Annotated in this window: 19 protein-coding genes; 6 read left to right on the plus strand and 13 right to left on the minus strand. The window is 50.7% G+C overall.

Features of this window, described 5'->3' with window-relative positions:
- The first annotated feature begins 141 nt into the window (after positions 1–141).
- The 3 genes from POTG_RS17495 to POTG_RS17505 all read left to right on the plus strand — a co-directional run bounded on the left by POTG_RS17495 (position 142) and on the right by POTG_RS17505 (position 3869).
- Positions 142–429 carry an ArsR/SmtB family transcription factor gene (locus POTG_RS17495; protein WP_009226180.1) on the plus strand — a complete coding sequence of 96 codons (288 nt, stop codon included), beginning with the start codon at positions 142–144 and terminating at the stop codon, positions 427–429.
- A gap of 4 nt (positions 430–433) precedes the next feature.
- Positions 434–2956, plus strand: coding sequence for an FAD-dependent oxidoreductase (locus POTG_RS17500; RefSeq protein ID WP_009226181.1), 2523 nt, complete (start codon positions 434–436; stop codon positions 2954–2956).
- Positions 2957–3050: 94 nt separating this feature from the next.
- Complete coding sequence (locus tag POTG_RS17505; protein WP_009226182.1) at positions 3051–3869, plus strand: class I SAM-dependent methyltransferase; 819 nt, start codon at positions 3051–3053, stop codon at positions 3867–3869.
- A gap of 98 nt (positions 3870–3967) precedes the next feature.
- Here POTG_RS17505 and lpdA read toward each other — a convergent pair whose 3' ends face one another.
- The 4 genes from lpdA to pdhA are packed head-to-tail and all read right to left on the minus strand — an operon-like array spanning position 3968 to position 9134.
- Positions 3968–5383, minus strand: coding sequence for a dihydrolipoyl dehydrogenase (gene lpdA / locus POTG_RS17510; protein WP_009226183.1), 1416 nt, complete (start codon positions 5381–5383; stop codon positions 3968–3970).
- Between the two features lie 6 nt (positions 5384–5389).
- Positions 5390–7009: a 2-oxo acid dehydrogenase subunit E2 gene (locus POTG_RS17515; RefSeq protein WP_009226184.1), complete on the minus strand. Its 1620-nt coding sequence runs from the start codon at positions 7007–7009 to the stop codon at positions 5390–5392.
- A gap of 28 nt (positions 7010–7037) precedes the next feature.
- Entirely contained in the window at positions 7038–8018 is a 981-nt protein-coding gene (locus tag POTG_RS17520) for an alpha-ketoacid dehydrogenase subunit beta (protein ID WP_009226185.1), read from the minus strand.
- Positions 8019–8066: 48 nt separating this feature from the next.
- On the minus strand, positions 8067–9134 hold the full coding sequence (gene pdhA / locus POTG_RS17525) for a pyruvate dehydrogenase (acetyl-transferring) E1 component subunit alpha (protein WP_016312064.1): 1068 nt from the start codon (positions 9132–9134) through the stop codon (positions 8067–8069).
- Between the two features lie 254 nt (positions 9135–9388).
- Between pdhA and POTG_RS17530 the strand changes: the two genes are divergently transcribed.
- A complete protein-coding gene (locus tag POTG_RS17530; RefSeq protein WP_009226187.1) occupies positions 9389–10117 on the plus strand; it encodes an alpha/beta hydrolase in 729 nt (242 codons plus the stop codon).
- A 101-nt stretch (positions 10118–10218) separates the two neighbouring features.
- Here the strand turns inward: POTG_RS17530 and POTG_RS17535 are convergent, their stop codons facing one another.
- Positions 10219–10905, minus strand: coding sequence for a trimeric intracellular cation channel family protein (locus POTG_RS17535; RefSeq protein ID WP_009226188.1), 687 nt, complete (start codon positions 10903–10905; stop codon positions 10219–10221).
- Positions 10906–11051: 146 nt separating this feature from the next.
- Here POTG_RS17535 and POTG_RS17540 point away from each other — a divergent pair, with 146 nt between their 5' ends.
- Both POTG_RS17540 and POTG_RS17545 read left to right on the plus strand, forming a co-directional pair.
- On the plus strand, positions 11052–11693 hold the full coding sequence (locus POTG_RS17540; protein WP_009226189.1) for a thiamine diphosphokinase: 642 nt from the start codon (positions 11052–11054) through the stop codon (positions 11691–11693).
- A gap of 303 nt (positions 11694–11996) precedes the next feature.
- Positions 11997–12506, plus strand: coding sequence for a C40 family peptidase (locus POTG_RS17545; RefSeq protein ID WP_009226190.1), 510 nt, complete (start codon positions 11997–11999; stop codon positions 12504–12506).
- 97 nt (positions 12507–12603) lie between these two features.
- Here POTG_RS17545 and POTG_RS17550 read toward each other — a convergent pair whose 3' ends face one another.
- The 8 genes from POTG_RS17550 to POTG_RS17585 all read right to left on the minus strand — a co-directional run bounded on the left by POTG_RS17550 (position 12604) and on the right by POTG_RS17585 (position 21062).
- Positions 12604–13281: a response regulator transcription factor gene (locus POTG_RS17550; RefSeq protein WP_009226191.1), complete on the minus strand. Its 678-nt coding sequence runs from the start codon at positions 13279–13281 to the stop codon at positions 12604–12606.
- A 95-nt stretch (positions 13282–13376) separates the two neighbouring features.
- Entirely contained in the window at positions 13377–14444 is a 1068-nt protein-coding gene (locus tag POTG_RS17555) for a thiazole biosynthesis adenylyltransferase ThiF (protein ID WP_009226192.1), read from the minus strand.
- A 114-nt stretch (positions 14445–14558) separates the two neighbouring features.
- On the minus strand, positions 14559–15557 hold the full coding sequence (locus tag POTG_RS17560; protein WP_009226193.1) for a hypothetical protein: 999 nt from the start codon (positions 15555–15557) through the stop codon (positions 14559–14561).
- On the minus strand, positions 15544–16086 hold the full coding sequence (locus POTG_RS17565) for a hypothetical protein (RefSeq protein WP_009226194.1): 543 nt from the start codon (positions 16084–16086) through the stop codon (positions 15544–15546). The genes POTG_RS17560 and POTG_RS17565 overlap by 14 nt, the downstream gene beginning before the upstream one ends.
- Before the next feature lie 10 nt (positions 16087–16096).
- On the minus strand, positions 16097–16561 hold the full coding sequence (locus POTG_RS17570) for a hypothetical protein (RefSeq protein WP_009226195.1): 465 nt from the start codon (positions 16559–16561) through the stop codon (positions 16097–16099).
- Positions 16562–16588: 27 nt separating this feature from the next.
- Entirely contained in the window at positions 16589–17080 is a 492-nt protein-coding gene (locus tag POTG_RS17575) for a hypothetical protein (protein ID WP_009226196.1), read from the minus strand.
- Positions 17081–17104: 24 nt separating this feature from the next.
- The gene (locus POTG_RS17580; RefSeq protein ID WP_009226197.1) at positions 17105–19195 is read right to left on the minus strand and encodes a hypothetical protein; all 2091 of its coding nucleotides are present in this window, start codon (positions 19193–19195) and stop codon (positions 17105–17107) included.
- Positions 19185–21062 (minus strand): ATPase, T2SS/T4P/T4SS family, encoded by a 1878-nt coding sequence (locus POTG_RS17585; RefSeq protein ID WP_036646067.1) that lies wholly within the window; start codon positions 21060–21062, stop codon positions 19185–19187. Before POTG_RS17585 ends, POTG_RS17580 begins: the two co-directional genes overlap by 11 nt.
- Positions 21063–21064 lie beyond the last annotated feature (2 nt).

A 21064-nucleotide genomic window follows, 5' to 3' on the forward strand; every position in this document is an offset into this window, starting at 1 on the left:
CATGCAAAAGGCACCTCCGGGTTTGACGTACTCTCTAACTACTGTATCTAACGCATGTTGTACTTATAAGTTGCAAAATGCATTGTTATATTGTAATATTACGATATAGTGATTGATAGGATATTAATGAGGTGAACCTACATGGATTACAATTTCAAAGCCTATCAGGAAACAGCAGAAATGCTGAAGGCCTTGGCGCATCCGGTTCGGTTATGTATCGTCCGCGGTTTGTTGGATAAGAAGCAATGCAATGTGACGTACATGCAGGAGTGCTTGGATCTGCCGCAATCGACCGTATCCCAGCACCTGCAGAAGCTGCGCAGCTTAGGTATCGTTGAAGCTGAACGCAACGGATTGGAAGTCAATTATCATTTGGCGAATGAGCGAGTCATTAAACTGGTTCGCCATCTGTTCGAGGAGGAACAATAATCCGATGAGTAAAAAGGTAATTATTGTCGGAGGCGTTGCCGGCGGAGCCTCTGCGGCCGCAAGACTTCGCCGTCTGGATGAAGAAGCGCATATCATCATGTTTGAACGGGACCCCTATATTTCGTTCGCGAACTGCGGGCTCCCCTACTACATCGGCGATTCGATCAAGGAACGCTCGAAGCTGTTGGTGCAAACACCGGAAGCGATGCAGCGCCGTTTTAACATCGATGTCCGCACGGAAAGCGAAGTGATCGGGATCGATCCGGCGACCAAAACCGTGCTGGTCCGCAGCAAAGAACGCGGCGAATACCGCGAAAGCTACGATGCCTTGATTTTGTCGCCCGGCGCGAAACCCATCCGTCCGAATCTTCCCGGCATCAATAGCAGCCGTATTCATACACTGCGGAATATACCGGACACCGACCGCCTGAAACAAAGGGTTGTGGATGAGCACGCAGGTTCGGCCATTGTGATCGGCGGCGGTTTTATCGGCGTCGAAATGGCCGAGAATTTAAGAGAAATCGGGCTTGAAGTGACGTTAATTGAAGGCGGTCCGCAAATTCTGGCACCGTTTGATCCCGAAATGGCGGGAGTCCTAGCCAAAGAGCTGGAGAATCACGGCGTGAAGCTGCGATTGTCGCAGACCGTCACCTCGTTTACGGAGCAAGGCAACCGGATTACGGTGCACACTTCGGACGGGCGCGAAAGTACTGCTGATTTCGTTGTATTGGCGATTGGCGTAAAGCCAGATACCGCTTTTCTGAAGGATACCGGCATCGAACTTGGACCAAGAGGACATATTCTCGTAAACGATAAGCTGGAAACGAGCATTCCTGACATTTATGCCGTGGGGGACGCTGTTGAAGTCGTTGATTTCGTCAATGGCTCGAAAACAGCGATCCCGCTCGCCGGACCTGCCAACAAGCAAGGACGGATCGCTGCGGACAACGTCTGCGGTCTAGGAACCACCTATAAAGGCTCGCAAGGAACGTCCATTATCAAAGTATTTGGACTTACCGGAGCGGCTACCGGGAACAATGAGAAAACACTCCAACGGATGGGCATCCCATACCATGTCACCGTGGTTCATCCTAACTCCCATGCCTCCTATTATCCCGGCGCTACCCCGCTCTCGATCAAGCTGTTGTTTCAGCCTGACGGAACGGTACTGGGCGCGCAAGCCGTTGGGTATGACGGAGTAGATAAACGGATTGACGACATCGCCACGGTGATACGATTCCGCGGAACGGTAGCGGATTTGGCCGAGCTGGAGCTGGCTTATGCCCCTCCCTACTCCTCGGCAAAGGATCCGGTCAACATGGCGGCGTACACCGCCGAGAACATCTTGAACGAAAGAGTTCGCGTGTTTGTGCCTCAGGATTTGGCGACCCGGGATGAACAAACCACTATGTTGGTTGATGTTCGTTCAGAGCTGGAGCATGCCAACGGACATATTCCCGGCTCCCTGCTGATCCCGGTCGATGAGTTACGTGATCGCTTGAATGAGCTGGACCCGAACAAGGAAATTTGGGTCTACTGCCAAGTAGGGCTGCGCGGATATACCGCTTCTCGGATTCTGCAGCAAAAAGGTTATAAAGTACGCAACCTAACCGGCGGTTACAAGCTGTATCAAATGGCCAATTACCAGCCTGGTCAGGCAATTTCACAGGAGCTTCCCGCAGATCATACGGCAAAAATGGAGGTCGCCGCTGCGGAGACAGTCCCGGCCGAACCACAGACTGAGCGGCATTCGGCCGCGCCAAGCGAAGCCCAAGCCAAGCAGCATGCCGATGCGGAGCTCGACGCCTGCGGGTTGTGCTGTCCGGGTCCGTTGATTCAGGTCAAACAAGCGATGGACCGTTTGGAAGCCGGACAAATTCTGCACGTAACCGCATCGGATCCGGGTTTCTATGAGGATGTGCAGGCATGGGCCGCCATGTCCAAACATCAGATGCTCCAGGTCACCAAGCGTGCGGATGGGATCATCGAAGCCTACTTGCGGAAGGATAGCCCAGCTCAGTCTGACACTACGGTAACCACGCAGTTGGCGTCCTCTCCGGAAGGCACGACGATGATTGTGTTCAGCGGCGATTTAGATAAGGCGATTGCTTCGTTTATTATCGCCAATGGTGCAGCGGCCAGCGGCAAGAAGGTTACGTTGTTCTTTACCTTCTGGGGCCTGAACATTCTGCGCAAATCGGAAAAGGTTCCCGTCGCCAAAACCTTCATTGGCCGCATGTTTGGCTTGATGATGCCGCGCGGCAGCCGCAAATTGTCCCTGTCCCGAATGAATATGCTTGGACTCGGGGCGAAGATGATTCGCGGCGTGATGAAACAGAATAACGTCTCGTCCTTGGAGGAATTGATGACTACCGCCATGGAGCAAGGGGTTGAAATCGTAGCCTGTCAGATGTCCATGGATTTGATGGGCATCCGCCAAGAAGAGTTGATCGACGGGGTCAAAATCGGCGGCGTTGGCTATTATTTAGGTAAGGCTGATCAATCGGGCATTAATTTATTTGTTTAAACGTAAAGGGTTCTTGGTCTACGCGACCAAGAACCTTTTTTGCGGTATAATTTGGGAATAACTTTCGTCTTGCGAATAAAAGGAGAGTTGCCCAATGAGCGAACAAATCCGCCAAAACAATATTGAACGTTTCACCGGGTTCAGTGATCTGTATGACCAAAACCGTCCCAAAGCTCCAGTTGATTTGATTGACATCCTCACGATGTATTTAGAACGCCGCCCCGAGGTCGTTGCAGATGTTGGCTGCGGTACCGGTCTCTCCTCTTTTATTTGGTTGGAGCGTGCGAATCAAATCGTAGGGATTGAACCCAACGATGATATGCGTGCCGTAGCGATCAACCGTTGGAAGGAAGTCGGCAAGCCACAGCAGCTTGAATTTGTGAAAGGCTTGTCGTATGAACTGCCTTTGGAAGCCTCCTCCGTTGATCTGGTTACGTGCTCACAATCCTTTCACTGGATGGACCCGCAACCAACACTGCAGGAATTCGCCCGGGTATTGCGTCCTGGAGGCATTTTTGCTGCATACGATTGCGATTGGCCACCGGTTGTCTTGCCCGAGCTTGAGCAAGCTTACGTAGAGCTCACCAAGCTAGCTGACCAACGAGTCAGCGAACTAAGTGAGACCGGGAAAGAAGCTTATAAATGGCCCAAAGATCAGCATTTACAGCAAATCCGCAAGAGCGGCCTGTTCCGATATTCCCGTGAGATCGTCTTTCACCATTGGGAGGACTGTGATGCTGATCGGTATGCGAACTTGGCCCTTAGTCAAGGTGGAGTGCAAACTGCCTTGAAATTAGGCGCGGACGAGATTCTAACCGCTGCCGAGCAATTTCGCAAGCGTGTAAAACAAGGATTTGGCGGAGAACGTCGACGGATTCTGTTTGGCTATCGGATGCGGCTTGGAGTGAAATAAAGCAATAAAAAAAGGGGCAAGACCGTAACCTCGGTCTTGCCCAAAATATTTAGGAGATGAACCACTTCTAGAAGAAGTGGGAAAGACGTACGCTAAACTTAGCGAGAGATGACGTGGATTGGATGACCTTCGACCAGCTCTGCAGTTTCCATTACGATTTCGCCCAAGGTTGGGTGAGCATGGATGGTCAGCGAGATATCTTCGAGCGTTGCACCCATTTCAACCGCAAGACCCAACTCAGCGATCAGGTTGGATGCTTCGATCCCGACGACTTGCGCGCCGAGTACAACATGGTTATCCGCGTTAGCAACGATCTTGATGAAGCCGTCAGGCTGATTCAGAGAAGTTGCGCGACCGTTGCCCGCAAACGGGAACTTGCCGGCTTTGACTTTGTAGCCCTTCTCTTTCGCTTCCGACTCCGTCAGACCTACGCTGGCGCATTCTGGATCGGTAAATACGACCGCTGGGATCGCTTTGTAATCGACCACGGAAGGAAGTCCTGCGATTGCTTCTGCCGCAACTTTCCCTTCATAGGAAGCTTTGTGCGCCAGCGCTGGGCCCGCTACGATATCGCCAATCGCGAAGATTTTCGGGTTGCTGGTGCGGCCTTGATGGTCAACTTTCACCAAACCGCGGTCAGTCAACTCAACGCCGGCCAGATCCAGACCCAAATCGCCGTCGGTGTTCGGACGACGTCCAACCGTTACCAGCAAGTAATCGGCGGTAACTTCTTTGCTTTCGCCGTTTACGGAATATTTCACCGTAACGTTCTTATCGGTTTGTTCTGCACTTTCGGCTTTAGCATTCGTCACGATTTCAATGCCGGTTTTCGCCATGTTCTTGGCAACCAGACGAGTCATGTCTTTATCAAAGCCAGGCAGTACCGTATCCATACCTTCAATGATCGTCACTTTCGTGCCGAATTTGGAGTACATTTGGCCGAGTTCGGCACCGATATATCCACCGCCGATAACGATGAGGCTGCTTGGAACTTCTTGCAGCTCCAGCGCTTCCGTCGAGGACAGGATGCGTCCGCCAAACGGGAAGGCTTTCAGCTCGATTGGACGGGAGCCGGTTGCCAAAATGCAATGCTTGAAGCGATAACGCGGCGATTCATGATCGTTGAAGCAGCGAGCTTCGTTTTCATTGATGAACATCACTTCACCGTTGAAAACTTCGATCTTGTTGCCTTTCAGCAGGCCGGTAACGCCTTGGGTCATCTTCTTAACGACACTGCTTTTGAATTCCTGGGTTTTCTTGAAGTCTACGGTCACCTTCTCCGCTTTTACCCCAAACACCTCTGCATGTTGAGCAGATTCGTATTGGTGAGCTGCCGCGATCAGCGCTTTGGACGGGATACAACCACGGTTCAAGCAAACACCGCCAAGCTCGGCTTTGTCGACGATGAGCACTTTTTGCCCGAGTTGGGCGGCACGAATGGCCGCCACATATCCGCCGGGACCTGCCCCAACAACTAATGTATCAATATCAATAGAAGCATCTCCTACTACCATTGACGATTACACCTCCATAACGAGCAGCTCTGGGTTAGCGAGCAGCTGTTTGATATAGTTCATAAAGTTCTGTGCTGTTGCACCATCGATCAGACGGTGGTCGAAGCTAAGCGACAAGGCCATAACCGGTGCAGCAACGATTTCGCCGTTCTTAACCACCGGTTTTTCGGTGATGCGGCCGGTACCAAGGATCGCTACTTCAGGGTAGTTGATAATCGGCGTAAAGAACATACCGCCAGCAGAACCGATGTTCGTGATCGAAATCGTGCTGCCCTTCATTTCGTGAGGTGCCAGTTTGCCTTCGCGGCCGCGGGATGCCAGGTCTTTGATCGCTTCGGCGATCATCCATATGCTCTTCCGATCCGCATCTTTAATGACCGGAACGATCAAGCCGTTATCGGTGTCGGTTGCGATCCCGATGTTGTAGTATTTCTTATAAACGATCTCATTGTTCGCTTCATCGATCGAAGCGTTCAGAGCCGGGAATTGACGGGAAGCGGCCACCAGCGCTTTAACGATGAATGGAAGATAAGTGACTTTAATGCCTTTCTTCTCGGCGATTGGTTTCATGCGAGTACGGAAAGCAACCAGTTCCGTAACATCCACTTCATCCATAATGGTAACATGCGGAGCCGTGTAAGCCGATTTCACCATCGCGTTGGAAATCGCTTTGCGGATACCCTTGAACGGAACGCGTTCTTCTTCGCCCTCTGTTGCGATCGCTGTTGGTGCAGCGGCAGCAGGCGCTTTTGCAGTTTGGGCTGGAGCAGCGGCTTGTGCAGGTGCAGCAGCTTGAGCTGGAGCAGCGGCGGCAGCTCCGCCTTTCTTGAAGTTGTCAACGTCTTCCTTCGTGATTTTACCGGCTTTCCCTGTCCCTGGTACCAGCGACAAGTCAACGCCTTGCTCGCGAGCATATTTGCGTACGCCAGGCGTAGCGAGGATCTCACGGTTTGGAGCTGCAGGAGCTGCGGCTGCGGCCGGTGCGCTTGCTGCAGCAGCAGGAGCGTCATGACCTTGTGCAGGTGCTGCGGCTTGTTCAGGCAGATCGCCTTCGGCATCGATGATGGCGACGACTTCGCCTACGCGGAAGATCGCACCGTCTTTGCCGAACACTTCAAGAACCGTACCGTTAACTGGACATGGTACTTCAACGACCGCTTTGTCGTTTTGGACTTCCATAATGATGTCTTCGTCCGTTACCTTGTCGCCCGGTTTAATATGCATTTTGATAATTTCGCCTTCATGCAAACCTTCGCCAAGCTCAGGGAAGCGGTACTCGAATTTAGAAGAAGAAGCTGCTTGCGGAGCCGGAGCTGCTGCTGGAGCAGCTGAAGCGCTTGCTTCAGCAGCTGGAGCTGGAGCACCTTCTTGTTCAGGAATATCGCCTTCAGCTTCGATGACGGCAACAACTTCGCCTACACGGAACACAGCACCGTCTTTACCAAACACTTCTTGTACAACACCGTTCACAGGACATGGTACTTCAACAATCGCTTTGTCGTTTTGTACCTCCATGATGATATCTTCATCCGTTACTTTGTCCCCTGGCTTGATATGCATTTTGATGATTTCACCTTCATGCAAGCCTTCGCCTAGTTCAGGGAACCGATATTCAAACTTCGCCACAGGAAAGACCTCCTATTTGTTCTTCGATTTAGAATTCCAGCACTTTGTTAACACCATCGATCACGCGAGCCGGAGACGGCAGCCATTGATCTTCGATTTGCGCGAACGGATAAACGGTATCCGGTGGAGCGATACGCAGTACAGGAGCTTCCAGGTGCAGAATCGCTTTCTCGTTAATTTGCGCGATGACTTCCGCAGCGATACCGGCCGATTTTTGCGCTTCTTGAACGATGATAGCGCGATTCGTTTTCTTCACAGAGGCAATAATCGTTTCGATGTCGAGCGGTACGAGGGTGCGCAGGTCGATCACTTCAGCTTTAATGCCTTTGGTTTTTTCCAATTCTTCAGCAGCTTTAACTGCGGTATGAACCATAAGACCGTATGCAAGAATCGTTACATCGGAACCTTCGCGAACGACTTTGGCTTTGCCCAGTTCAACGGTATATTCACCTTCCGGCACTTCTTCGCGGAACGCATGGTACAGGTTCAAGTGTTCCATGAAGAATACAGGATCGTTATCGCGGATCGCAGAGATCAACAGACCTTTCGCGTCATAAGGGTTCGAAGGAACGACCAGCTTGATCCCCGGAGTTTGGGCGATCAGGCCTTCCAAAGCGTCGGTATGCAACTCAGCCGCTTTAACGCCGCCGCCAAACGGAGTACGGAACACGATCGGGGAATGATAACGTCCGCCGGAACGGTAACGCATCCGGGCCGCTTGTACAAGAATTTGGTCCAATGCTTCAAAAATAAAGCCAACAAACTGAATTTCCGCAATTGGACGGAAGCCTTGAATCCCCAAGCCTACCGCCAAACCGCCAATAGCGGATTCTGCGAGCGGCGTATCCATTACGCGCTCTTCCCCGAATTCTTTTTGCAGACCTTCTGTTACACGGAACACCCCGCCGACATTACCTACGTCTTCGCCGAAAATCAGAACATTTGGATCGCGTTGCAGTTCGACGCGCAAGGCGTCGCGAATCGCTTCTTTCATATTCATTTGTGCCATTGCTTGTATCCTCCTCTATAGAACGATCAGACTAATTTACACGTACGTTTATTGAAAATCGGCCTTTTGCTCTTCCAGGTGTTTAGGCGTTACTTCAAACATGCTGTCGATCAGGCCAGGAATTGTCATTTTTTCCGTTTGTTCTGCTTTCTTAATATGCTCGTTTACTTTCGCTTTCGCTTCTTCTTTCACACGAGCGGTATCTTCTTCGGTCCAAAGACCCTTCTTCTCCAAATATTTAGCCAGACGAGCGATCGGGTCTTTCTCGCTCCATTGACCTTCTTCTTCCTTCGTCCGGTATTTCGAAGTGTCGTCAGACAGGGAGTGTGGACGGAAACGATAAGTTACGGCTTCAATCAAAGTAGCGCCTTCCCCGTTGCGGGCACGTTCAGCAGCTTCACGCACGGCGCTGATAACTGCAAATACGTCCATCCCGTCGATTTTCACGCCGCGGATCCCAGCAGCAACTGCTTTGTGCGCGATCGACAAAGCTGCAGTTTGTTTGGAGAACGGTGTCGTGATGGCATAACCGTTGTTTTGCACGAAGAAAATAACCGGCAGTTTAAATACGCCAGCGTAGTTCAATGCTTCGTAGAAATCGCCTTCGGAAGAACCGCCGTCACCGGTGTAAGTGATAACGACTTGTTTTTGTTTTTTGAGCTTGTAGCCCATGGCGATCCCCATTGCATGCAATACTTGTGCGCCGATGATGATTTGCGGCATAAGTACGTTAACGCCTTCTGGAATTTGTCCGCCATGTTGATGGCCGCGGGAATACAAGAAAGCTTGATAAAGCGGAAGTCCATGCCATACGAGCTGCGGCATATCGCGGTAACCCGGGCAAATGAAGTCCTGTTTATCCAGCGCAAATTCACTACCTACCATTGTCGCTTCTTGCCCGGAAACTGGAGCATAAAATCCGAGGCGGCCTTGGCGGCCCAAGTTGATCGCACGTTCGTCCCAAGTACGGGTAAATACCATTCGATACATCAATTCTTTTAATTCATCGTCGGACAGAGCCGGTACTTTATCTTTGTTAACGATTTCACCGTCTGGCGAGAGCACGGACAAAGCTTCTACTTCTTCCGTGTATACTTCATAAGGAATCTTGCTCATTTTTTTCACCTCGACTGAAAATTTGATTAACTTGTTCCTCTGTTATAGAATTATTATACTCCTGTTTCATTCTAGAAGTCAAAGGAATTAAGGATTGTTGTGTTATATTTTTATCTTTGTGTATGTAACAGTTTAGAGAAAATAGTATAACACAGATCCATTTTGTGGTAACCTATCGTTGTCCTGCTTCATGGTAAATGTTACTTGATTCAACTTACAAAAGCAAAAATCTATACAACGGAGTGTGTAGAACTATGACAGATTCGAAATATTTAAAACGAACCGTCGTCAAAGAGGAAATCCAAAGCCAATTCTTAGGTGAGAAACGTTATCTGCGTGTGTATCTGCCTCCTGGGTATAACGAAATCCTCAGTTATCCTGTCGTTTACTGTCAGGACGGCGAGGAGTTCTTCAATTTCGGACGGATTGCGACACATGCCAATCGCCTGATTTTAGATGAAGGGATTGAACCGTTTATCATCGTTGGCGTTGAGGTGAATACCGCCGTGCGCACAGAGGAATATGCCCCATTCGGAAACCGGTTTGAGGCCTATACCCGCTGTTTCACGGAAGAAATTATTCCCTTCATCGAGCGCAATTATCCGGTTCGCCGTGAACCCGAGGAAAGGGTGCTGGCTGGTGACTCTTTAGGAGCAACGGTCTCCCTCCACCTGGCTATGAAAAATCCAAAACTGTTTTCCAAAATCATTAGCTTGTCCGGCGCCTACTATGAACCGTCCCTTAACCTCCTCGCTCAGGAGACCGATCTCTCCTATTTGTCGCTCTTTATGATCGTGGGATTACAGGAAGATCATTATACAACGGATACAGGCACCTATAATTTTGTTGAGTTAAATCGCAAAGCCAAAGCCTTGCTCGAAGAGCGCGGAGCCAGAGTCACCTATTTGGAGAAGGACGGGAAACATTTGTGGGGATTTTGGCAGCAAGAGCTCCCCGATGCGCTAGTCCACTTCTTAAAATAACGCTTTCATATCCAGTAAAATGGGAGGCTGTCCAAGGTAGAACCTTCATCTACTTCGGACAGCCTCTCTTGATGTCTTTCCACCATAGTCTCCTACGCGCGTTAAGGAGTCTGATCCTGCACGATAGCCCGCTCTGAACTGGATTTCGTCTTCGGCTTCGCTTCCGTTCCAATATAGATATCCCCTGTTGTCAGTGACCGTCTGGGCAGTTTCCATTTATAATGGACGGATAACATCCGGAAAAAGACAACTGCCGCAAACAACAAAATCAATTCCCATGTTGAAACGAACCACCCCATACCTACTGCCAGTCCAGCCAGCATCGCCCAAACCGCATAGATCTCGTCGCGCAGTACCAGCGGTTTACGCCCGGCCAGCAAATCGCGAATAATTCCGCCCCCGATGCCAGTCAGCACCGCCGCCACAAGCACCGCACTCATCGGATGCTTCATGTCCGTGGCATACAACGCCCCTTGAATTGCAAAAGCCGACAAACCAATCGCGTCGAACAGAACCTCTGTCCGTTTCCAACGACGAACCCATGGCATCGGCAGCACGAAGGCGACCAACACGGACATTACGGCCAACATAATCAAATCCCCTTGTCCCCATAACGTCGTTACTGGGACACCGATCAAGACATTGCGGACGATCCCGCCGCCAAACGCCGTAACTAGGCCCAACACCAGCACACCGAGGATATCGTACTCCTCTTCCATCGCTACGAACGCGCCGGACATCGCAAACGCGACTGTCCCGATGATGCTAAAAATCTCAAAGATGTGCATCTCTTCCGTCCTTCTCTGCCTTTCATTGTCAGCTTTTTATTTATCAATCCCCATTGTAGGCCCACAAGTGGAAATTGTGCAACCCTAAAATCTGAATTATACTAACGAAAGCAGAAGATATTGTTCGGGAAAGGAAGAAAATCGAAATGACTGTGAACCGGGTGCTCATTTTTGCAGGCGGAGGTTTAGATCCGGGAATGCTTCGTGAGGTGCGTTCGGATGATTTTTTGATCGGCGCTGACCGCGGGGCCTTATTTCTGGTAGAGCACGGGATAACCCCTCATCTGGCGGTGGGCGATTTCGATTCCGTGAACGAGGAAGAACTGGATCGGATTCGCAGACACAGCAAAGAGCTGGTCATTTGCGATCCGATTGATAAAGATCTGACGGATACGGAGCTGGCCTTTGACCTAGCCGTTCAGCGTAACCCTGCAGAAATCGTATTAACCGGAGTAATCGGAACTCGCTTGGATCATTCGTTGGCCAATATACATATGTTACTGCGCGCAGCGGAGCAAGGCATTACCTGCTCTATATGGGATGAACATAATTACATTACATTGTGCGGATCGGTCTGCCAAGTTGAGGATCGCGGATATACATATGTTTCTCTTCTTCCGCTGACCCCTGTCGTAACCGGCATTACATTAAAAGGATTCATGTACCCATTAGATGATGCAACGCTCCGCATAGGTCAATCTCTGGCGGTGAGCAATCAGTTAGCGGCTCCCGTCGGAACGGTGTATGTGAACGAAGGCTGGTTGCTTATTATCCAAAGCCGTGACTAGGTATTTGATTTGATTTTAATATGTATCATTTTTGTAACCTTTATGTGACCCCGGAATGAAAAGATGAAAGAAAAGCAGAACCCTTGATTTTTCAAGGGTTTTTTTCATGGATTTTCATTGATAAAGGAGGATGAAAAAACGCTATATCTTAAAAAAATGTAAACTTTAATGTTATTTTAATAATCGCCTCCAAACCGTTGCGGCCCAAGGTTTTTAGGGAATTATACCAAAATATAGGAGATTACAAATCTGTTATACTCCAACTAACGAACCGGTCAAATCAGAACTTGGAGGTATTACAACATGATGAAACGCAATCTATTCCAAAAAGTATTGACGGTCGGACTGGTGTCCGCCCTTGGTTTCGGTACGCTGCTTGCAGGCGGGGCTGAACCAGTACAAGCCCAATCGGCAACAAGCACTGCTGTATCCAAAGGCACGCAGGTTGTAAACTACGCGAAGAAGTTTATAGGCACTCCTTATAAATTCGGAGCATCGACTTCGACGACTAAGGTATTCGACTGCTCTTCCTTTACGAAGTATGTTATGAAGAAATATGGCGTTACTCTGCCGCGTACTTCCGCTGCTCAAGCTAAAGTTGGCTCAGCAGTATCGAAATCCAATCTGAAAGCGGGCGATCTGGTCTTCTTCTCCAGCGGCAGCCGGGCAAACGGGAAGAACGTAACTCATGTAGCGATCTATATGGGCAACGGGAAAATTATTCATACTTATGGGAAGCCAGGGGTAACGATTTCGAATTTGAACTCTGGTAACTGGAAAAAAACATATCTGAAGGCTCGTCGCGTCCTTTAGTCGGACAAGCCCCTCTCTTGATATAAGAAGTCGTTGCATAGATCAGTTGATCGCAACGACTTTTTCCTTTGCCATGGGATAAACGGCTGGCTTACGTTTAACCAAACATATATCCGGTGCCGCGAATCGTATGGAGCAGCTTTCTCGAATGGCCTTTATCGATTTTTTTGCGTAAATGCCGAATATAGACATCCACCACGTTGGTTCCGGTTGAAAAATCATACCCCCAAACCTGCTGCAGGATCAAGTCCCGTCCGCACACCTTCCCAGCCCGCTTCATCAAAAAGAGCAGCAGATCGAATTCCTTCGGCGTCAATCGAATGGACTCCCCGTTTCTCCAAGCCTTGCGGCTGCGCAGCTCGACTCGTAAATCCTCAAAGGTCAACTCGGTTAGGGAGCCATCCCCCAGCCGTTTGAACAGTGAAATCAAATGACCAACCCGAGCATACAACTCAGCCATGGGGATCGTGATCGGAACGACATCGTTGGCTCCCCCGGCAAAGCCGGCGACAACGTCATCGGTGTTCCACTCCTTAAGCAGAAGGATCAGCGGAAACGGAGCGAACCGCCCAATTTCCTCCAGAAGGACCTGGGAAGCATCATCCGGCAAATCCATACCCAGCAGCAGCAAATCCGGAAGCTCTTCTTCTATTATACGAAGCACGCCGGAGCCGCTTTGCTTCCAATCGACCTGATAGCCGGCTTCCTCTAATCCAGCCTTGATTCGCTCCCCTTGAGCCTGATCCTCTAAAACAAGCATAATGTAACCTTTCATCGCGCGACCACCTTACCTGCATCTGCCAATCCATTAATAAGATGGTCATTCCACCGGGAAATCATTCGGTCACCCGGAAAGGATCATGTTGATCCTTAACCTATATAGCGATCATAGATGGTTTTGGCTTCTGAAGGATCTTGCGTACCGTGAATTAACGCTCTCCCGTCCGCAAACAAGACCAACCGCTTTTCATCGATTGTAAAAGAGAGCAAGAACGGATTTACCTCCACCTTCCCCTCTTGCAATCGTTCCAGCCTCATTGCCATCTCCTGCAGTTCAAGCTTCCGTTTTGTTGCCGGACGAATCTGCACCGTGTCCCTGCCACAAAGCACCTCCGTCTTTCGGTTGCCGGCCGCAGACAGATACGGGTAGGTGGCTTCGCTTCCGCAAGAAAGGCAATCGTCCCGTTTGGCTGTGCCCACTTTAATTGAGGTTTGCTCGTTTCGCCACAGGTCAAAGGTCAGCAATGTGCCCCGTAACGCCTCCGTATTTCCGGTGAGCAGCTTTAATGCTTCCGTTGCTTGATGGGCTACGACCATTTGTACGGCCGGCGGGATCACCCCTACGGTGTCGCAAGTATCTCCGCCGAGCGGTACAGTCCCTAGTAAGCAGTTCAAGCAAGGCGTTTCGCCGGGCAAAATCGTGTAAGTTATTCCGTAACTGCCTACGCATCCGCCGTAGATCCAGGGAATGCGATATTTTTGCGAGATGTCGTTAATCATCAATCTCGTATCGAAATTATCCGTAGCATCCATGATGAGGTCAACGCCATGAATGAGGTCTTCTAATTCCTCCGGATCAACATCCATCACATGGGCATCGATGCGCACCTGACTATTGATTGCATTTAACCGTTGCTTGGCCGCGATCGCTTTCGGTACTCGTCCGGCCGCATCCGCTTCAGAAAATAGCTGCTGTCGCTGCAGATTGCTCCATTCCACGTAATCCCGGTCGGCGATCACCAGATGTCCGACACCTGCGCGAACGAGCGTTTCAGCGATCCCTGTGCCAAGCGCCCCAGCTCCAACGACTAACACCTTCGCTTGTTCAAGCTGGTCTTGGCCCGCATGACCTATCGGTGCAAACAATCGCTGCCGGGAATATCGATCCGGTTGCTGGCGTTCATGCTGCAGTTGTTGCTCAGTATGCGTTCTCTCCAATTTCCGCACTCCCCTCGCCAATGCTTGTCTTCTTATCGAATCCGGTGAAACAACCGCTTCGATGGTTTGTTTCAAGCATAGTACAGATAGGGCAAGAATTCAAAGGAGTTCCCCTCACTCTTCAGGTTCGAATGCTCTACAATCCAGCGAAAAATACCCGTTTTCGGCCGCAGCACGTTCATTCGGGAAGATCTCCTCTTCGCGATAACCTAACTCCGAGGCACGAGCACAGGTCATTCGATAGTAATATTTTAACCCCGTGGTCGGATCAACTGCTCCAACGATCGCCGGTGCCAGGTCTAATCTTCCCCCGCCGAATGCATAGTTGTTATAGTAGCGATCACCTACCGGAATGCCTTGCAGAAACACCAGGATTCCGACATCATCTAACGTATTATTCCACTCCTCCTGCGGGATCACCGGCAGCGTAAACGTATAATCCACTCCCAGCTTTGCCGCAATCCGATTATGAGCGCGAATCGCCCGGGCCAGATCCTCTTCAATCCGGCGGACGATCGTTGCACGCCGAACGGCATCAAAGGTTTCCTCATTCTGCAGCAGCGGAATGGAGATCTCGGACTTAATCTCGGTTTGCAGCCCGCTGACCCAGTGGTTCGCCGCTGCATCGTAAGCCGTCACGTTCCTATCCAACGTAAACGCGATACTGTTCCCGCTTGCGTCTAAATATGTATAGGGCTTTTTGTCCTGCCACCGGTAAGTCCACGTATCACTGCTCAGATCCATGTCCGCTGCATACAGAAAATAGCCGTCATAGTCCATGACAACGATCGCCGGGATATAAGCTAGAAGCGACTGCTGTCCCGCCGGATCGTCAGCTACGCCGAAATTCAAGGACAAGCTCCGAAGCAGTGCGGCAAGGGCTTGCTCTTTATCCGCCCGCATCCATTTCGAGGATCCGTACCCGCTCTCGAATTGCTGCAGCTCGTTCCGGTTTAACAAAGCCGCTGCATCCTGAACCGCCGTGCGCAAGGCGGCCGTATATCGGGTCTCAAGCCGGTTAACCTCCCGTAAATTTTCCGCTCGCAGCCCGCCCAGCCAAACAACTGGAGCAATAATGATGACAAAGATCACGGCCCAGTCAGTAATCTTCATTGAGCACCATACCTCCGTAGGTGAGTAAAGACGGTCCCTTCTTCCCTGCACTGTTATATAGAAACTCCGAAAGAATATCCAGCGGGCTCCGGGAGCGGTCGTAGGCTGTAACGGTGAAGAAGTCCCCTTCCTCTAGCTTGTACGGGACACCTTCTTGCCCTGTTCCGGATGGAAACAGGACCTTTAAAATATCTGAGGTATAGTAAGCATTGTATACGACGCTGAAATCACCTAAGAAAGTTCCCGGGTCAGCCGGATCGCCGTATTCCGGGTGATAGATCTTATGACGATGCTCCAGCTCAACCTCATACCATCCTCCGGATAACTCCAGTTCATGGACAAAATCCTCGTACATGTCCGGCGTGACGAACCCTTTGTTCCGCACGGCATCCGCAAACTGTACCAACGTATGGTACGCCGCCAAATATCGGAGATCCTCCTGGCGCTGCGCAGCCTGCAACGCTGGAAACAGAAACAGGAGCAGCACGGCAAGCAGCGCAGCCGTTATTTTCGACAAGGCGTTTACCATTCACTGCAACCTACTTTCTTTGAATAATCACCCGAACTTCTTTCCCTGATGAATCAAACCTATGTTCAATGCTGTAATTCGCCCGTAAATCCAATACTTCCAGAGCGCGTTTACGGCTTTGCTCCAACACATCCTCCAATAGACCAAATGGGACGGTATTCAAAACTTCCCCATTCACCTCGATCTCTACGCCGAGCTCAATCCAATCCGGAATCCGATGAAGGAGATCATTCCCGCTTAATCCGCCGCTTGTGTCCCCCAGAGGATCATCATCGCGGGATCTCTCCCCTGTTTCGCTTGTGAGCACACTTCCTTCAAGCGCGTAGACGCTGCGTCCAACGCCGTGTAGCTGCACCGCGAGCGCGTCATAGGACGCGTTCTGATTCGCTCCGATGTCCAGCATATAGATGGCAACGGCCAAAAAAGAGCTGACGGAGAAAAGCAGCCATACCAGACTTTTTACATGATTGATCACCTTAAATGATGCCTCCAGCCTTTCCCATTACGGAAGTAGCGTTGTCTGTGTAAATATCAATCCTCGAACCACATTCGAGCTGTCCTTGACCACCTTCGCCTTGAACTTGCCGCTCGGATTGACATATTCATTTAGCCGCTCGTCCCAGGCATTACTAATCGGCGCATTGCTATGATTGATCACCGCACCGTAATATTCCGAAGACTCAGATTCATTAACGTTCAGGATATCTCCATACCATTCCCCGCCTCTGTTCTTCCCGGTTTTCACCAAGATGCCAAATTGATCGCGATCCTTGAATTTCCGTAATGCATTGGTAACCTGCGAACCGCTGACGGTCGTATCGTCATAGACGGTAAACGAGGCTTGGGACAGCTCCGTCTGGATATCGGAGAAGCTGTTTTGCGCCGTTTTGGTCGCTTCCTGAGCAGAAACAAACAAGATAACTACAATCGTAATCAAAGCTATTGTCAAAAAGATCCCGGCTGCAACCTTTAGTGCGGATGAAGCGTTGTTCATGGATAAATGCCTCCTTAAATTTTTTTATAATTTTTGAAGCTGTTCAAAATATAAGTTCATTTGTTCAAAGCTCATCCAAATTAGAGGAATCACCAAATAAGCGAAGACCAGAGCATACATGGGAGTAAAGCCAATCATACGCCCCCAATTCGCTTTGATATCCAGCGATTTCTCGTAATCCAACCGTCTCCGCTCAAATTGATAGGACAGATCGCTGTCAAGATCGTCAAAGGCATCGGCAACCAACAGCTTCTCCGACGCCAGCAGCAGCTTGTCCGCCAGCCGTTGGAATTCTTCCAGAACGACCTCCCGCTTCAGCTCCAGCAGCGCTTCCTCAGGGCTAAAGCTGTAGTTCAAGAGGCATTTATGCAATGGCTCCCGAAAGATCACCGCGTAAGAGGCCAGCCATTCTAGGATTTCTTCCACGGAGATCCGCTCCAGTTCCCGCAGGATCGCAATCATCGCCAAAAACTGATACACCTCATGCCGCATGTCTATCAATCGCATCCAACGCTGGAAGTAAAGCATCCATAGCGGCAGGTAGTATCCGGCCAATCCGGCTAGTAAGGCCAAACCAAACTCCCACCATTTGAGATATTCCTGATTCCAGCGCTGCAATTTGTCTAGGATTCTGTGGGTAGCTTCTGATAACTCTTCATGGGCCTTCCCCTCTTCTGCATCCTCCAGCATTTTGGAGACGGAGCGGAAGACTTCATCGTAGCTAGCCTTTGCTGACATGCCCAATTGACGCATGACCGCAGCATCTCGTGCAGCCTCCTGTCGTCCGGCATCAACGGTGTCCTTCGGCAAAGCGCCAAAAAAGGTGGATACGGCTGGAGGCTCCGTCAAAATCCGCTGCTTCGTAAGCTGATGAAGCACAAGGAATCCCCCGAGTGCAAGGACGAAGCTTAATCCCAAAATGCTGATTCGTCTGACCTGAAACGCTTCGATCCGAAGCCGATGATTCGTCTCCTTTAGCAGCTGAGAAATTCGATGATAGGCTACGGATTCGGGCGACGGAACGAACTGGCGGCAAAAACGGCCAAGGATTCGGTGCGCATAGACCCTGGCTTCCCATGATAGGTTTGTAGGCTTGGCTCGATAAGCTGTTTCTTCTTCATTCTTCAGCTTCTGCAGCAGAACATAACTGAGCAGAATGGTCAGAAATAGGACCGCTTTGATTAACATCCCTGCTTTGCTTAAATAGAACGCATCCATTAACGGGAAATGTCCCCTGGCCCACATCTCAACCGGCTTCGTAAAAAAGACCGGCACTAAAGCGATGACATGCAGTCCTTTCAGCAAATAATCCAACCGTCTTCTGCGGATGAGCTCCAATTGAACTTCTCCGGTCAGGCGGCTGATGCCGCGCAGGTACATGGAACCTTCCGCGCGTTTCCGGTCGCCGTACTCCGATACCAGCCGGGAAATGCCGGCAAAGGCCTTCAAATACCGGCTGGGAGCCTTCTCATAATATTTTTCCAAAGCGGTGTCCGGGTCAGCATCAACCAGCGCCTCGCTAATCCAATGGGCATGAACCCCGATTTCACGGCCCGTCGCTTCGCCGGCTTCCTCAATCGCATCAGGTACCATGCCATGCCGGTGAAACGCATGCCGAACGGCAGCGAAGAAATCAAGCAGCTGCTCCAGCAGCTTGACTTCTAATCGATTGACGTAACCATCGATCAGCAGGTCTTGCAGGACGACAGCGGTGATCAGCAGCGACAGAACAAACAACACGTCGGGATGCATCGCAGTTAAGATGGCGATCGATCCAGCGAATGACCCTGTGATCCCATAAGCGAGCTTCATCGTTTGTCGCCTTAGCTTCAGCTCGTCCTGGGGATAACTAAGCGCGAGCCGCATACGGATTTTTCCAGCATAATACCTTAACGGAGGCACCTTCATCCAAGCGGCATACGACTTAAGCAGGAACGCTGTAAACCATTGCCGAATCCCGCCCAGCGTTTGCTTAGGAGAGGCACCAACCGTACTCCCAGCATCTACCCATAACGGATTTCCCTTTCTTCCGAGCCATTGACCGACAGCATACAATCCGATGCCGCCAAGGACTGATGCTCCCAACACGATCAGCAGGATCGACTTAAGCTCCAACCTTCTCCCCCCAATACGAGCCAACAAACCGTTCAAATTCCGCGGCGTCTTCCGGCAGCATCTCCCGGGCCATAGCCTCTCGGGTCTGGCGAGATATCGGTTGCACAGCAACATAACGGCCATTTCGGTATTCCATGATCACCCGTTCCTCATAATTGGCATGATGAACTGAAGTCAATTGACCTCCCGCCGCTGGTTGGAAACCCTGCCCTTCCTGCCCCGCCCTGTTCTCTGGCTCCCGGCGGCAGCATTCAGTGATCCGCTCGATATATCGCCGTCCCGTCATATCGCGGCGCAGGTGCACGTCAAAGTCAATAACGGTAGCAACCTGCAGCTCAGCGACTCGTTCGTCGCGAAACACACCGGTTTTCAGCAGCGAATTGCGCAGCGACTCGATTAGATCGCGAAACGTCTTGGCATGGTGCGTAAAAATAGTGAACAAGCTGGCTACCTGCGCCATCTGCACCATCCAGGCGGCAACCTCGTCCGTGGCGACCTCCCCTAGGATGTGGACGGTACCGTCTGTCTTTTTCTGCAGATCCAATGCTGCTTGCCCGCTCACGTAATCGGTCTCCCGAAAGCTTAAAATGTTGCGTCCGCTGTACAAGCGGCGCAAATGCAGCTCAAAGGACATTTCCTGCACACGCAACGTATATGCGGCATAGATATACTTGACCATCGCCATCAACAGCGTTGTTTTGCCTGATCCCTGCGAACCCGTAATGGAAGTAATCCGGCTGCCCTTCATGAAATATTTCAGCAGCCCGATCGGCAGCTCGGCGTTCTCCCCCTGGATCAAGTGCTCCAACGAGGTGCCAATCATATCGAATTTCCGCACGAAAAAAGCCCACGTCTCTGCAAATGGCGGCCGGACGACCACAATCCGCGAACCGTCCTGCATCTCGTTCACCTTATATCCGTTAACCTCTGATAGTTGGCCTGGCAGATTAAATTTATAGATGTTCTGACAAACGCGTTTTAACTCCGCTTCGCTGCCAAAGGAGAGAAATGACAGGCGGATACTCTTACCTCGATAGAAAATCCAGACGCTCTCCCAAGAACGGGTCAGTTGCTCCCCATCCTCATCCACAGCAAACAAAAACCTGTCGTTCCCCTCGTACCTATGGCCAATGCCAGAGGAAGGCTCAACCGCCCCATATCCGCTTGGAATCCCGCTTACACCGCCGCTCAGTCCGTCGATCCGCATCTCCCGCAGCTCGTCCACCACCGAGAAGCCCTTATACATTTGGTAAACCCGCTGGACGACGAGATCCAGCTTCTCCTGAAACGTCAGGGGGCGATACTCTAAGAAAAAGATACGGTCAATGTCCTCACCGGTAATTTCGTATACGGGGGAACCCTCAGACGTTTTTGGCGGTTTCGCTTCATCCAGCGCATAGTCTTCGATCATTTGCGCTAGACCGTCGGCACCATACTGCTGCTTGTAAAGGTACAACAAGATATCGAAGCGGTCTTGGGCTGTTAACAGCTCCTGGCGATGAAAAGGCAAGATCCGGTCGATATTGTGTTCGTTGATTCCGTAATCTCCTGCCAACATGTCGCGGATAAACGACTTAATATATTGCTTGTCCTTCGGATCCCCATACGCGCAGCCACGAAGCGCTTGACGAAGCTCCGCACGCGCTTTCGCTTTACGGTTCCATGCTTCCTCGCTTAATCCCCAATCCAATCCGCTCGTACGGCTAAGTTCATGCAACCGTTCTTTGATGTAGGTTACAATAGCTGACCATTCGAAGCGATCCTGCCCAGTTGGACGCTCCACTCTCCCAGGTCCCGTCATGTTGGCCTTGCGCCACAAAAAGATCAGTACCGCCAGGACAAGAAGCGTGATGATTAACCCGTTCATCA

The organism is Paenibacillus sp. oral taxon 786 str. D14, from assembly GCF_000159955.1.
In the GTDB taxonomy this organism is placed as follows: domain Bacteria; phylum Bacillota; class Bacilli; order Paenibacillales; family Paenibacillaceae; genus Fontibacillus; species Fontibacillus phoenicis.